Annotated in this window: 13 protein-coding genes; 5 read left to right on the top strand and 8 right to left on the bottom strand. The window is 60.5% G+C overall.

What is annotated here, in order from left to right; genetic code table 11:
- The first annotated feature begins 64 nt into the window (after window positions 1-64).
- Together ACP3TE_RS03160 and ACP3TE_RS03155 are read left to right on the top strand one after the other, a co-directional pair.
- The gene (locus tag ACP3TE_RS03160) at window positions 65-805 is read left to right on the top strand and encodes an SDR family oxidoreductase (RefSeq protein ID WP_400342592.1); all 741 of its coding nucleotides are present in this window, start codon (window positions 65-67) and stop codon (window positions 803-805) included.
- Window positions 806-907: 102 nt separating this feature from the next.
- On the top strand, window positions 908-1,363 hold the full coding sequence (locus ACP3TE_RS03155) for a DUF6176 family protein (RefSeq protein WP_426735262.1): 456 nt from the start codon (window positions 908-910) through the stop codon (window positions 1,361-1,363).
- Between the two features lie 71 nt (window positions 1,364-1,434).
- Here the strand turns inward: ACP3TE_RS03155 and ACP3TE_RS03150 are convergent, their stop codons facing one another.
- Window positions 1,435-3,216 carry an acetyl/propionyl/methylcrotonyl-CoA carboxylase subunit alpha gene (locus tag ACP3TE_RS03150; RefSeq protein WP_426736190.1) on the bottom strand — a complete coding sequence of 594 codons (1,782 nt, stop codon included), beginning with the start codon at window positions 3,214-3,216 and terminating at the stop codon, window positions 1,435-1,437.
- Between the two features lie 302 nt (window positions 3,217-3,518).
- Between ACP3TE_RS03150 and ACP3TE_RS03145 the strand changes: the two genes are divergently transcribed.
- Window positions 3,519-3,941 carry a hypothetical protein gene (locus ACP3TE_RS03145; protein WP_426735260.1) on the top strand — a complete coding sequence of 141 codons (423 nt, stop codon included), beginning with the start codon at window positions 3,519-3,521 and terminating at the stop codon, window positions 3,939-3,941.
- Between the two features lie 54 nt (window positions 3,942-3,995).
- Here the strand turns inward: ACP3TE_RS03145 and ACP3TE_RS03140 are convergent, their stop codons facing one another.
- Together ACP3TE_RS03140 and ACP3TE_RS03135 are read right to left on the bottom strand one after the other, a co-directional pair.
- Window positions 3,996-4,562 (bottom strand): GNAT family N-acetyltransferase, encoded by a 567-nt coding sequence (locus ACP3TE_RS03140; RefSeq protein WP_400290185.1) that lies wholly within the window; start codon window positions 4,560-4,562, stop codon window positions 3,996-3,998.
- Between the two features lie 85 nt (window positions 4,563-4,647).
- The gene (locus ACP3TE_RS03135) at window positions 4,648-5,166 is read right to left on the bottom strand and encodes a CGNR zinc finger domain-containing protein (RefSeq protein ID WP_332498375.1); all 519 of its coding nucleotides are present in this window, start codon (window positions 5,164-5,166) and stop codon (window positions 4,648-4,650) included.
- Between the two features lie 25 nt (window positions 5,167-5,191).
- On the opposite strand from ACP3TE_RS03135, the gene ACP3TE_RS03130 reads away from it, so the two are divergent.
- Window positions 5,192-5,395, top strand: a complete 204-nt coding sequence (locus ACP3TE_RS03130) for a hypothetical protein (protein ID WP_332487832.1) — start codon at window positions 5,192-5,194, stop codon at window positions 5,393-5,395.
- Window positions 5,396-5,449: 54 nt separating this feature from the next.
- On the opposite strand, the gene ACP3TE_RS03125 is transcribed toward ACP3TE_RS03130, so the two are convergent.
- The 5 genes from ACP3TE_RS03125 to ACP3TE_RS03105 all read right to left on the bottom strand — a co-directional run bounded on the left by ACP3TE_RS03125 (window position 5,450) and on the right by ACP3TE_RS03105 (window position 12,469).
- Window positions 5,450-6,091 (bottom strand): nucleoside triphosphate pyrophosphatase, encoded by a 642-nt coding sequence (locus tag ACP3TE_RS03125; RefSeq protein ID WP_332594793.1) that lies wholly within the window; start codon window positions 6,089-6,091, stop codon window positions 5,450-5,452.
- Window positions 6,088-9,591, bottom strand: coding sequence for an MMPL family transporter (locus ACP3TE_RS03120; RefSeq protein WP_426735257.1), 3,504 nt, complete (start codon window positions 9,589-9,591; stop codon window positions 6,088-6,090). Before ACP3TE_RS03120 ends, ACP3TE_RS03125 begins: the two co-directional genes overlap by 4 nt.
- A gap of 4 nt (window positions 9,592-9,595) precedes the next feature.
- Window positions 9,596-10,378 carry a TetR family transcriptional regulator gene (locus tag ACP3TE_RS03115; protein ID WP_105661747.1) on the bottom strand — a complete coding sequence of 261 codons (783 nt, stop codon included), beginning with the start codon at window positions 10,376-10,378 and terminating at the stop codon, window positions 9,596-9,598.
- Window positions 10,379-10,381: 3 nt separating this feature from the next.
- On the bottom strand, window positions 10,382-11,758 hold the full coding sequence (locus tag ACP3TE_RS03110) for a dicarboxylate/amino acid:cation symporter (protein ID WP_426735255.1): 1,377 nt from the start codon (window positions 11,756-11,758) through the stop codon (window positions 10,382-10,384).
- 246 nt (window positions 11,759-12,004) lie between these two features.
- Window positions 12,005-12,469 (bottom strand): DUF2975 domain-containing protein, encoded by a 465-nt coding sequence (locus ACP3TE_RS03105; RefSeq protein ID WP_426735253.1) that lies wholly within the window; start codon window positions 12,467-12,469, stop codon window positions 12,005-12,007.
- 189 nt (window positions 12,470-12,658) lie between these two features.
- Here ACP3TE_RS03105 and ACP3TE_RS03100 point away from each other — a divergent pair, with 189 nt between their 5' ends.
- Complete coding sequence (locus ACP3TE_RS03100; protein WP_105657125.1) at window positions 12,659-13,048, top strand: VOC family protein; 390 nt, start codon at window positions 12,659-12,661, stop codon at window positions 13,046-13,048.
- Window positions 13,049-13,074 lie beyond the last annotated feature (26 nt).

Here is a 13,074-nt window from a genome sequence, read left to right as displayed (position 1 = left end):
GACAACTTGATGCGCGGCATGGAAGCATGGGACGCGGAATATCCAATACAGAAGGGGAATGCTCATGCGTATTGCAGTTGCGGGAGGCACCGGCGCTATCGGCACGCTGGTGGTCGAAAAACTCAAGAGTGCTGGCCACGAACCAGTGGTGCTCGCACGGTCCGTGGGATGCGACCTGGTGAACCGCAACGCGGTAAAGCAGTGGCTGGTTGACTGCCAATCGGTCATCGATGTTTCCGGAGTTTCCACCACCAGCTCTGCTGCATCCATGCGGTATTTCACCCACTCGACGGCCAACCTCGTCAGCGTGGGGCGCGAGTCCGGGGTGCAGAACCACGTGGCGCTCTCGATCATCGGAGCGGCCGAAGTGGATTCCAGCTATTACGCGGGCAAAGCCGTGCAAGAGCGGATGCTGCACATGCTTCCCGGTGGCTATACGCTGCTGCGCTCGACCCAGTTCCACGAATTCATTGGCCAGAATATCAAGCGTCTGGGCGCGGGTCCGGTGCAGATGGCGCCGAAAATGCGGATGCAGCCCATCGCGGGCATCGAAGTGGCTGCAGCACTAGTGGATCTTGCCGAGGGGCCGGCGCAGGGCGTGGTGCAAGACCTTGCTGGGCCGCAAGAAGAATACGCTCCCGACCTCTTTGCCAAGTACCTGCAGGCCCAAGGCAGGTCTCCAAAGATGGTTGAAGTGCCTGTTCCTGGCCCCATGGGCAAGGCCATGCGTGATGGGGGACTGCTGCCAGGCGGTTCCGCCCGGTTGGGCCACGAAACCTTCGATGCCTGGCTAGCGCGGCAGTAGCCCGAACCAGCCTCCTTATTCAGTATCCATTGGCTGGCGTGCGGGAACTTCCAGCATCCGAATAGCCGTGACAAAACAAGTGGATTCTGGAAGCATCACGTCATGGACGAAAAAGAACCGCATGTTCCCTACAATCCCACGCCTCGGGACTTTCCCGGCTTTGCGATGCCAGCTTCAGTGCCGCAAGGCATGCGTCTGGAGCTGAGCCGTTCAAGGATCAAGGATGGGCAGGATGAGAACTTTGGCGCCTGGATGGACATGCTCAATGCGCGCTACGAGGAATGCGAAGCATCCTTATCGGCACAACGGGCAGCGCTGGAAGCAACATTCAGGCATGTGGAAGCCGATGGTTCAACATGGATCTACCACCTGAGCCTGGTAGGCGAGAACGGCGGCGGGCTCGATACGCAGCAGGAGATCGATGCGGTGCACGAAGCAGCTAGCCGCCAAGCGAAAATGCCTGGCTGGGAAGAACTTGAACCGAAGTTCCTGCTCATGCCCGATCATCTGAAGGCATCCATGGCGCACCGGGCAGAACATGGACAGGTGCCAGAGTAGAAGATTCCAGTGACAGAACGACGCAGGGCCTGGACAAATCTGTCCAGGCCCTGCGTCGTTGCCAACGAGTGCTACTTGGCTTCTTCGATCGAAGCTATGACGGCGCCCGATGACAGGGTCTCGCCCGGGGCAACTTCCAAGCCGCTGACCACGCCATCACGGTGCGCAGTAATTGGCTGCTCCATCTTCATCGCTTCCAGCACGACAATCAGATCGCCCTGGGCCACGGCCTCGCCATTCTCAACGGCAACCTTCACGATGGTGCCCTGCATCGGCGAACGCAGTTCTGCGCTGTTCGCGCCAGCGGAGCTGGCTGCCTTGCGGCCCGGCTTGCGCTTCTTCTTGCCTGCGGCCTTCTCGGCACCGTTGGAGGATACCGATCCCAGCGACGAAGGAAGGGTGACTTCCAGGCGCTTGCCGCCAACTTCAACGGTCACGCTGGTGCGCTCGTCTTCGGCTGCGTCCTCGCCGCCCATTGGCATTGGGTGGGGCTCGATGGCGGTATCGAATTCGGTTTCGATCCAGCGGGTGTGGACCTTGAATGGCCCCTGGACCGGAACGAACGAAGGGTCGCTCATCACTGCGCGGTGGAATGGCAGTACGGTAGCCATGCCCTCGATCTGGAATTCTTCCAGCGCACGACGGGCACGAGCCGCAGCCACTTCACGGGTGCTGCCGGTGACGATCAGTTTGGAGATCATCGAGTCGAAGTTCCCCGAAACGCTTTCGCCCTGCTCGATGCCCGAGTCAACGCGAACGCCGGGCCCCGATGGCAGGTTCATCTTGGAGATGGTGCCCGGGGTCGGCATGAAGTTGCGGCCGGCATCTTCGCCGTTGATGCGGAACTCGAAGGAGTGGCCGCGGATCTCCGGGTCGGTGTAGCCCAGTTCTTCGCCGCGGGCGATGCGGAACTGCTCGCGAACCAAGTCCAGGCCGGTGACTTCCTCGGAGACCGGGTGCTCAACCTGCAGGCGGGTATTGACCTCGAGGAAGGAAATGACGCCATCCTGGCCTACCAGGAATTCGCAGGTGCCTGCGCCGTTGTACTTCGCTTCGCGCAAGATGGCCTTGGATGCTTCGTACAGCCGGGTGGTCTGCTCTTCGCTCAAGAACGGGGCCGGCGCTTCTTCAACCAGCTTCTGGTTGCGGCGCTGCAGCGAGCAGTCGCGGGTGGAGACGACAACCACGTTGCCGTGGATATCGGCCAAGCACTGGGTCTCCACGTGGCGCGGTGCATCCAGGAAGCGTTCGATGAAGCATTCGCCGCGGCCGAAAGCCGCGACAGCTTCACGCACTGCCGAGTCGTACATCTCGCCGATTTCTTCGCGGTTGCGGACCACCTTGATGCCGCGCCCGCCGCCACCGTAGGCAGCCTTGATGGCCAGTGGAAGTCCGTGCTCGTCGGCGAAGGCGTATACCTCGTCGGCCGAGGCCACCGGATCCTTGGTGCCGGGAACCAGCGGAGCGCCCACCTTTTCAGCAATGTGGCGGGCCTTGACCTTGTCGCCGAGCTGGTCGATGGACTCTGGCGATGGGCCAATCCAGGTCAAGCCCGCGTCAATAACAGCCTGGGCGAACTCGGCGTTCTCCGAGAGGAAGCCGTAGCCCGGGTGGATCGCGTCGGCGCCGGAGCGTTCAGCTGCGTCCAGGATCTTCTCAATGCGAAGGTACGATTCAGCGGCGGTGGTACCGCCCAGCGCGTAGGCTTCATCAGCCAGACGCACATGCAGGGCATCGCGATCCGAGTCGGCATAGACCGCAACGGACTCGATTCCTTCATCGCGTGCGGCACGGATAATACGCACTGCAATCTCGCCGCGGTTGGCGATAAGCACCTTCGTCAATGGATTCATCATGAACCTTGTCTTTTAAAAATAGGGTTTCTCAGCTATGAGCCTATCGTTTTTGTGGGAACTATATGTAGTTATCGCCTAGAACGAGGGTGTTAGGGTGAATTTTTTGGAGGAATCCTACAAAGGACCTTGGCGCTGGCTCAACGTGGAACCTGCCCCGCGAGGCCTGCGGACCCTGTCGCCGGCGAGGCCTGAAAGGGGCGCGGCTCTCCGCTGGTGCGCTGGCAGCGCTGGCATCTGCCCTAGTCTTCGCGCACCCGGCGAACTAGGCTATCGCCAAGATGGAAAACAAGGAGGCAGTCGTGGGAAATCAAGGCAAGGCGCTCTGTGCGCTGCTGGCTGCTGGAACGCTCGCCCTGGCCGGTTGCTCCAGTGGGAGCGGCATCCCGGCGCTTGACCGCGATCCGGCTGGAACCGACCAGTGGCCGGGGGATAGGAGCCAGTTGGAGAACCTTGGCATGCAATCCGTGCGTTTTCTGGTCACGCACGGCAACGCCGACTACTTCGCCACCGCATCGGCAGATGCGCAAACGGCTTGCCTGTTCAAATTCGCCCAAGGAGAGGCTTCGGCAGCTGGCGGATGCGGCGGGGCCGGGGACGCGGATGCCATCGTCGAAGTGAGCGCCCCTGGAACGAGGATGATGCTGGTCCGGGCCGGAGCCGACTTCCCGGACTTGGAAGAGGCGGGCTGGACCAGGATCCACGAGAACATTCTAGTGTTCTAGCTGGCCGGGAGCCAAGGGATTCCTGAAGGGCCGCTTGACGCCTGCAGGATTGGGCTATCCAAGGTTGGCGCCCATGGTGTACACCACAGGTCCCTCTGCTATCGCGGTGCGATGCAATACCTCGAAACCGTGCCGCTCGTATAGGCGGACGTTTCTCTCGTTGGATGTTTCCAGCGACACCTCGGGATAGTCCGACGCGGCAATATGGTTCAGGCACCGGCTGATGAGTGCCGAACCAAGACCCCGTCCAACGCTGGATCCAGCAACCCCAAGCGTGGCAAAGTCCCACGCGTTCTCAGGCCGCTGTGGCAGGTCGGCTCCGTAGGCGATCTCCAAGCGATCGCCCATCAGCTGCGAGATCTCTTCCTGCATGCCCAAGCCAGGCTCTGGACAACTTGGTGGCAGGAGCGCAGCGACACCGTCGAGGTCCTCGCTGACCAGGACGACTCCATGCTCCAGAGCGTGGGAAAGGTAGACGGCTTGAAGGCGTTCCAAGCGCTCCAGGTAGCGATCGGCTGGAATGCTCCACCGTGTCCAGGGGTAGAACGCAAACGCCTCGGCCAAAGTAGAGGACGCACTGGGAATATCCGCGCGGCGCGCGGAACGGATAGCTGAAGTCATATCCATATCCTAGCCAAGCCAGCCCGGCCTCCCGCCGTGCGCCGCCACGCCATGGTTCCGGCCTGGCATGAATCAGCCCCGGCAGCTACGCCTGCCGTTCGCGGTGCCGCCTGACGGCCGCGCGATTGGCGCAACGCACCGAGCAGAAACGCTGGCGCCCGTTGCGTGTCACGTCCACAACCACGTGGCCGCACGGTGCGGCCTCGCAGCGCCGCAGCCGGTGCATGCCCCTGGTGGTCAGGTGCAATGCCGTGCCCACGCAGAAGACCGAGCGCAGCACCTGGGGCATGCTCTGGCCGTCATCGCGATAGTGCAGGTGCCAACCCTCCCCATCGTGGTCCACCAGGCGCGGATAGGCCGAAGCGCGAGCCGCCTGCAAATTCAGCAGCAGCGCCCGCTCGGGATCGGACGGCGCGTCAACGATGTCCAGCCAGTCATCCACCACCGCGCGCGTTTGCGCATAGTCAGAGGCGAGCTGCGGAAAGGGCATGGTCATGCCGCTCTGCCGGGTGCGTTGTTCGATGCCGTCGCGGTCCGATGGCCAGTCATTGGCCAGCGACGCAGCGAGGAGCACTGCATATTCTCCGTAAGGGTTGAGTTGCATAAGAGCATTACATCATGCTGGAGCCATGACTATTGCACAGCACAGCCAAGCCGTTGATTCTCGGCAGGAAACCGTTGTCCATGAGCACTGCTGGGAGATCGGATCCAGCCATCGGACTTCCGCCGGGATTGTTGAATACTTCCATTGCCGCCGTTGCCGGCGCCACATCATGCTCCAGCGCGGGTTCGGGCACGAACAGATGCTGCTGAGCAGGGAACTGCAGGCATGAAAATGGTGCCTTCCGCTGTGGGGCGGAAGGCACCATTTGCCGGACGGAACCGGATTATTTCCAGAGATCCACGATGCTGATCCCGGCTTGGGCCAGCAGGCCGCGCAGCACGAAGACATCCAATCCGACGACGTTCTGGAAGTTGCCTTCGATGGACTCGATGAAGGCTGCAGCCAGCCCGTCAATGGTGAACGCCCCGGCGCAGGGCAGCGGTTCCCCGCTGGCGACGTAGGCCTCGATCTCGGCATCATCCACGGTGGAGAAATGCACCACGGTGGAAGATACCTGGCCGCGAGCCTGTTCCGGATTGGCGGGATCAATCAGCCAATGGCCTGAGTGCAGGATTCCGGTAGAACCGCTCAGCTGCAGCCATCGTTCGCGGGCTACCTCTTTGGTGTGCGGCTTGCCGTAGGCCACGCCATCAAGTTCGAAGACCGAATCGCAGCCCAGCACCACGGTGCCTGCCGGATGATCTGCCTGGGCCACGTTCTCGGCCTTGGCACGAGCCAGCAGCAATGCGGTCTGCGCTGGACTCTGCTCGCCGTTGCGGGCCACGGCAGCTGCCAGCACCGCATCTTCATCCACCTCGGAAACCTGGGTGGTGAATTTGATGCCCGCATCGGCCAGGACCTTCTTGCGTCCCCACGAAGCCGAAGCCAGCAGCAACCGGGGTCCTGTCTTCATCTGTTCGCTCATACGGCGGCGTTCTCCTTGGCCTGGTCCTGGCTGGAATTATCAGCGGAAGTGCTTTCCCCGGAATCCAGCATATCGTTGAGTTTCGATCCTTCGACATCAACATCCGGCAGGATCTTGTCAAGCCATTTAGGCAGGTACCAGGCCTTGTCGCCCAGCAGGTGCATCACTGCCGGAATGAAGGTCATGCGGATGATGAACGCATCGAAGAGCACACCGAAAGCCAGCGCGAAACCGAGCGGGCGGATCATTGCCAGGTGCGAGAACACGAAGCCGGCGAAGACCGAGATCATGATCAGCGCAGCGGCGGTGACGACCGGTGCTGCCATCGAGAAGCCGGAACGGACCGCGTCCTTGGCCGGCTCGCCGTGAGCGTAGCGTTCACGCATCGCCGAGACCAGGAAGACCTGGTAGTCCATGGCCAGCCCGAACAGGATGCCGGTGAGCAGGATCGGCAGGAAGCTGAGCAGCGGACCGGGAACGTTGACATCGAAGAGACCGGAGAACCAGCCGAACTGGTAAACCATGACGCTGGCGCCGAAGGCCGCGGCCAGCGAGAGCAGGAAGCCGCCGGTGGCCAGCAATGGAACCACGACCGAACGGAAGACCAGCAGCAGCAGGATCAGCGACAGGCCAACCACGATGCTCAGGTACGGTACCAGGGCGGCGGTGACCTTTTCGGAGACGTCAATCTGCGCGGCAACCTGGCCGGTCACGGCAATGTCAGCACCCGTGGCCTCGGAGAACTCCGAGTAGTCCGCACGTAGCTGGTGCACCAGCGCTTCGGTGGCTTCCGAGGAAGGGCCATCGGTAGGGATCACCTGAATGGCTGCCAAGGTACGGTCTTCGGTCATGGTGACTGGAATTGCGGCCACCACGCCGTTGTATTCGCGCAGTTTCTCGGCCACATCGAGGCTAGTTTCCTCAGCTTCGCGCTCGCTGAGCCCGGCAGGCAGATCAGCTAAGACCAGCAGCGGGCCGTTGTAGCCGGAACCGAACTTGTCGCTGGTTTGCTCGTAGGCCTGGAAGGCCTGCGAATCGGCAGGTTCTGCACTGCCATCAGGCAAAGCGGTTCGCATCTGCGTGGCCGGCAGGGCGATGGCACCCAGGACGACTATCACCAGCAGGGTCACCGGAACAGCGATCTTGGTGACCATGCGCACCCAGCGAATGGAGAATGATTCCTTGATCTGGGGATTCTCGGCATCCGCAGCTGCCTTCTTGCGGGCCCGCTTGGAAACCAGTTTGGTGCCGGCCAGGGACAGCAGTGCTGGCAGCAAAGTGATGTTCAGCAGCACCGAGCAGAACACGGTGAACGCTGCCGACAGGCCCAAGACGGTCAGGAACGGAAGTCCTGGAACAGCCAGTGCGGCCAGTGCGATGATCACGGTCAGACCAGCGAAGACTACAGCGTTGCCGCTGGTTCCGACGGCGCGTGCAATCGACTCTCCGACCTCCATGCCGGACAGCAGCTGCGAACGGTGGCGGTGGATGATGAACAGCGCATAGTCGATGCCCACCGCAAGGCCCAGCATGAGAGCCAGGGCAGGGGTAATCGAGGCCATGTCAATCAGCGAGGAGAACGCCATCGTGGTGCCCACGCCAGCGCCCACACCGAGGATCGCCAGCAACAGCGGCAGGCCGGCGGCGACCAAGGTGCCGAGCATGGCAATCAGGACAATGGCAGCGATGACCACACCAATGATTTCCGAGGCTCCGAAGACCTGGGACATGTCCTGCATGATCTCCTTGGAGAACAGCACCTCCACGCCGTTAGCCTGTGGACCTGCAGCGATAGCCTTGATCTGCTCGCGGTCATCGGGAGTCAAAGCGTCGGTCTGGACCTTGAAGGTCACCTGCGAAACTGCAGTACTGCCGTCTTCGGAAACGAAACGCATATCGGAGCTTGCGCCCACCTGGCGCGAAGCGAATTCCAGTTCAGCGCGGCCGGATTCCAGATCCTTCAGGCCTTGCTCTATGTCCTTCTCGCCCTGCTCAAGCTCGGCGGTCTTTTCCTTGATAGTTTTTTCGCCGTCTTCAAGCTGGTTCTTGGCTTCTGCCAGCTCGGCCTTGCCTGCAAGGAACTGGGCCTTCTTGGCATCGAATTCACGTTGCCCGGCCTCCAGCTTGGCCCTGCCGGCATCGAGCTCGGCCTGGCCTTCGCTCAGCTTCACCTTGTTGCTGGCGATCTCAGTTTTCGCTGCATCCAGCTGCGCCTTGGCGTCGTCCAGCTGGGTTTTGGCGGCGCTAAGCTGGCTGCGGTTCGCGTCCAGTTCCTGATGGCCGGCCTTGGCCTGGGCCTGTCCAGCGTCGAGTTCCTTGCGGGCAGCGTCAAGCTGCTGCAAGCCGGCTTCGGCCTTGGCGATCTGCTCCAGTGCCTCGGTGGCCTGCTGCTTGCCGGCGGTCGCTTGGGCGATAGCTTTCTCGGCTTCGGGTTTCGCGGCTTTCGCCGCAACCAAGGCGCCTTCGCTGTCCGCTAGTTGCTTAGTGTACGCATCAATGTCGTCTTGGTTTCCGGCCGCCTCTGCCTCCGCCAAGAGCTGCTTGGTACTCTCGATCTGGGCCGGTAGTTCCTCGATGCCCTTTTCAGCCTCGGCCAGTCCTGCCTGTGCGGCGGCCAGGCCATCTTCAGCTGACTTCAGACCCGTGGTGGCTTCTTCCTTGCCGGCCGACAGAGTTGCGTCGAATTCTTCGCGGGAAGAGTCGCCCAGCAGCTGGTCCATGCCAGCCTGGTACTCCTTCTCGCCCGCGGCGAGCTTGGCGTCAGCGGCATCGAGCTTCTGCTCGCCAGCGTCGAACTTTGCGCGGCCAGCGTTGTATTCGGCCGTTCCGTCCTTGTACTGGGCTAATCCGGCGTTGTACTTCGCTTCGCCAGCTTCCAGCTGGGCACGACCCGAAGTCAGCTCGCGCTGGCCGGCTTCCAGCTGCGCGCGGCTATCGGCGAGCTGCTTTTCGGCGGCGGCAATTTGCGGCTCGGCAGCCTGGATTTCCTTCTGGCCGTCAAAGTACTGTGCCCAGCCATCGGTGAGTTCCTCGCGGCCTTCCTTGAGCTGCACCTTGCCATCGGCAATCTGCACCTTGGCATCGTCAAGCTTTTCCTGGCCGTCAACGAGTTCCTGCTGCGCTTTCTCCAGCTCTGGCTGCGCCTTATCGAGCTGTTCCTGCAGTTCGAAGGGGCTCATGGCTTCGACTACCTGGGACTGCATGGCCAGCTGTTCCAGGGACTCGGCGACGGCCTGCTTCTGGGTTTCGTTCAGCGGCCGGTTCGAGCTTTCACGGAACACAATCGAGCCAGAGCCGCCGGCGAGATCCGGGAGCTCTTCCTTCATCCGGTCGAGGGTGCGCTGGGTTTCAGTTCCGGGCAGGGTGAAGGTATTCGATAGCTGGCCCATGAACAAGCTGGCGCACAGGCCGATGAAGATGAAGGCCGCCAGCCACATTGAAATGACGCGGTAGCGGTGCAGGTGTGCCCATCGAGCGAGGCGGTAGAGGAGGGAAGCCATGAGCTTAGATGTCCTTCAAGGTGCTAGTGCTGGTCAGCGGCAAGGCGGTAAAACCCTGGTCAAGGGTTTTCATGGCCTGGGTAATCAAGGAATGGAAGACGGAGATGAGCTCGGGGGAAATATCCAGACCGTGAGTTTCGGTAGCTGGCAGACGCTCGATCCACTCATCAAATGCTGCTTGGCCTGCGCCGAGCAGAGCATGGGTAAAGACTCTGATGGAAAAACTGTCGGCCTGCGGATAACGGCGGGCGACTTTTTCGATGACTTCCGTGGTGGCTGTCCGCCATTCGTTCATCGTGGCGGGGAAGCCGCAGTTGGCTTCTTCCGTTCGCAAGAATGCACCAAACTGGGCCACTTGCCCGAGCATCTGCGACACGTCATCAGACTTGAGCGATTCGATGATCGCTTCGACCAGAGGCATGGAGTCGGTCAGGTCGCTAATGGAATCCACCATGGTTCCCAGAACCTGGTGCAGGGGATAGGAGAAGACCGCATCTACTGATGGAAAATAGTTGAAGAGTGTACGGCGCGAAACACCGGCCGCTTCAGCGATCTGCGTAGCGGTAAGCGCCGTGGCAGAGCCTTTGCGAAGCAGGTCCGCGACGGCTTCAACGATGGCTTGTTTCGTTGCTCGTTTGTTTAGTTCGCGGCGGGTGCCGGTACTCGGGGAAGTCACATAACTTACACTACGTGCAAAGTTGCACCCTGTGCAAAGTGAATCCGTGTGACCTTTAACCGGAAATCGGCGCACGAGCAATAGTGCTCGTGCGCCGATTTCCTTCAGCAATGCCTACTTGGTTGCAGCTGCCTCAGCATCTGCCGCTGAGATGCTTTCATCAGCGAAGGGGTTGCCATTGCGTGGTGCGTTGTACATGTCAATGTCCAAGATGCCCTCGCGCTTGGCGACAATGGTTGGAATCAGTGCTTGGCCGGCGACATTTACCGCGGTGCGGCCCATATCAATGATCGGGTCAACGGCCATCAGCAGGCCAACGCCTGCCAGCGGCAGGCCCAGGGTGGAAAGGGTCAGCGTCAGCATGACGATGGCGCCGGTAGTGCCTGCGGTTGCTGCCGAGCCCAATACGGAAACCAGCGCAATCAAGAAGTAATCGGTGAGGGACAGCTCAATACCGAAGAACTGGGCAACGAAGATTGCTGCGATCGCCGGATAGATGGCAGCGCAGCCGTCCATCTTGGTAGTCGCGCCCAGCGGCACTGCGAAGGAAGCGTAGCCCGAAGGCACCCCGAGGTTGCGTTCGGTCACGCGCTGGGTCAATGGCAGGGTGCCAATCGAAGAGCGTGAAACGAAGGCCAGCTGCACTGCAGGCCATACACCCGAGAAGTACTGCTTGATTGACAGGCCATGTGCGCGGACCAGTACCGGGTAGAGCGCGAATAGCACCAGTGCCAAGCCGACGTAGATTGCAACGGTGAACTTGCCCAGTGCGCCAATAGTGTCCCAGCCATAGGTGGCAACAGCGTTGCCGATCAGGCCAACCGTGCCGATCGGCGCGATGCGGATGATCCACCAGAGGACCTTCTGGATGATCGCCAGGATAGAGGCCGAGAACGCGAGGAATGGTTCGGCCGCCTTGCCAACCTTGAGGGCAGCGACGCCCACGGCGATGGCAATGACCAGTATCTGCAGGACGTTGAAGCTGATCGAGGTGGAAGCGGTTGCTTCATCAACCAGCTTGGTGCTCGCGCCCAGACCCAGGAAGTTGGCTGGGACCAGGCCAGTGAGGAAGCCGAGCCAGTCGCCGGTCTTGCCATCGTATTCATCTGGCATGCCCTGGCCGGTATTCGCTCCGGGGCGGAAAACGGTGCCAAGAACCATGCCGATGATTACCGAGATCAAGGCAGTGATGGCAAACCAGAGCAGGGTCTGCCACGCAAGGCGTGCCGCATTGGTGACCTTGGCCAAATTGGCAATTGAGGCGACAACCGCAAAGAAGATCAGTGGGATCACTGCAGTGCGCAACAACGCAACGTAGCTGGAACCAATGATCGACAGGGCTTCACCCAGCCCGTTGGGTTCCTCGGCGGTGCTGCCGGTGTACTTGGCTAGGAGACCCAGTAGAAGACCAACAATCAGCGCCGCAATGATCTGCGGGCCGAAATTGGTCATCCAGCGTGGAAGCTTAGATGAAGGCGCGGTAGTAGACATGCGTTCAAGATTAGGGCGCTTTTCTTCGCCGGCGGCAGTTTATGTTACGCAACATGACGGTATTTCGCCGTTTGTGCTTTATTGCACTGAAAAGCGGTGTCTAGGGTCACTGGACCGGCGAAATGGCGCATGATTTGTGCGAAGACTTCGGTGCGGGGACACAGATCTTCACATGGGAATTTTTGGCTCCGTGCCATTGTTGCTGGACTAATCGCCGTGACTGTGCTTGAAGAAGCATTGCTCACTTCACGCAGTTTGCTTTCGTATCCTGGACGCGAGCATGCCGCGCAGGGCGACCAGCAAGCAAGTGGCAGTTCCTCCCAGTGCCGCCCCGCCGGCAACGGCAAGGACGACACCGGGACCGCCAGCGCCGATAAACCCCAAGAGGTGAATTCCGAGTCCCAGGACCAGCAGGGTTGCTGCAGCGGCGGCGCAACTGGCGATGCTGAACCAGTGCAGTGAGCTGACTTGGTAGAAGGTTCGGCGCCGAAGCTTCGATATGAGGATCCAAAAACAAATGAGGACAATCTGCAGGCAAGCAAGCCCGGCCGTCACTGCGCACCGGTACGGGGTCGCCAGATGGGCCACTTCGGGATGAATGTAGATGGTCTCCTCGATGAACATCGGCAAAATCAGCACTTGGCCAAGGAGCGCCCCGAGGAAGATTGCGATGAGTGCGATTCGGGCGGGTAAAATAGCGAGACTGGTCATCTAATGATTGTCGGCTATTATCTATCGTTAATCAATAGCTTGTTATCGTTTTTCCCTGGAATATGAAGCTGGGCTCTTCAGTGCTGCTTCCGTGATCTTGACCTGTCGGAACCATATGGAAAGGTAGAAGCCAGCAAGGCGTGGGGAATCCGTGGTTGCTGCATGGGCCGGAACTGAAAGAAGGAAATAATGCGGGTTTATATCACTAGTGTGTGCGTGGATGATCAGGCGAAAGCTAAAGCGTTCTATACCGAGGTGCTGGGCTTCAAGGTCAAGCACGATATACCTGTGGGCGAATACAGCTGGCTGACCCTTGTTGCAGCGGACCAGGAGCAAGGTCCTGAAGTGCTTCTGGAGCCTTCAGCACACCCTGCCGTTGGGCCGTACCGTTCAGCACTGAAAGCAGACGGCATCCCGGCAACGTCCTTTGCCGTTGATGATGTCCAGGTGGAATTCGAGCGTCTTAGCTCACTGGGCGTGAAGTTCACGCAAGAACCGACGGATGCCGGACCCGTCGTGGTTGCGACCTTTGATGACACGTGTGGCAATCTGATCCAGATTTCCAGCTACAAGGGATAAAACGAATGGCGGTCCTGCCAATAAGC

This window comes from Glutamicibacter sp. 2E12, assembly GCF_050030965.1.
Lineage (GTDB): Bacteria > Actinomycetota > Actinomycetes > Actinomycetales > Micrococcaceae > Glutamicibacter.
Note: the sequence above shows the minus strand (reverse complement) of the source record. Positions and strands in the feature narration are given on the sequence as shown.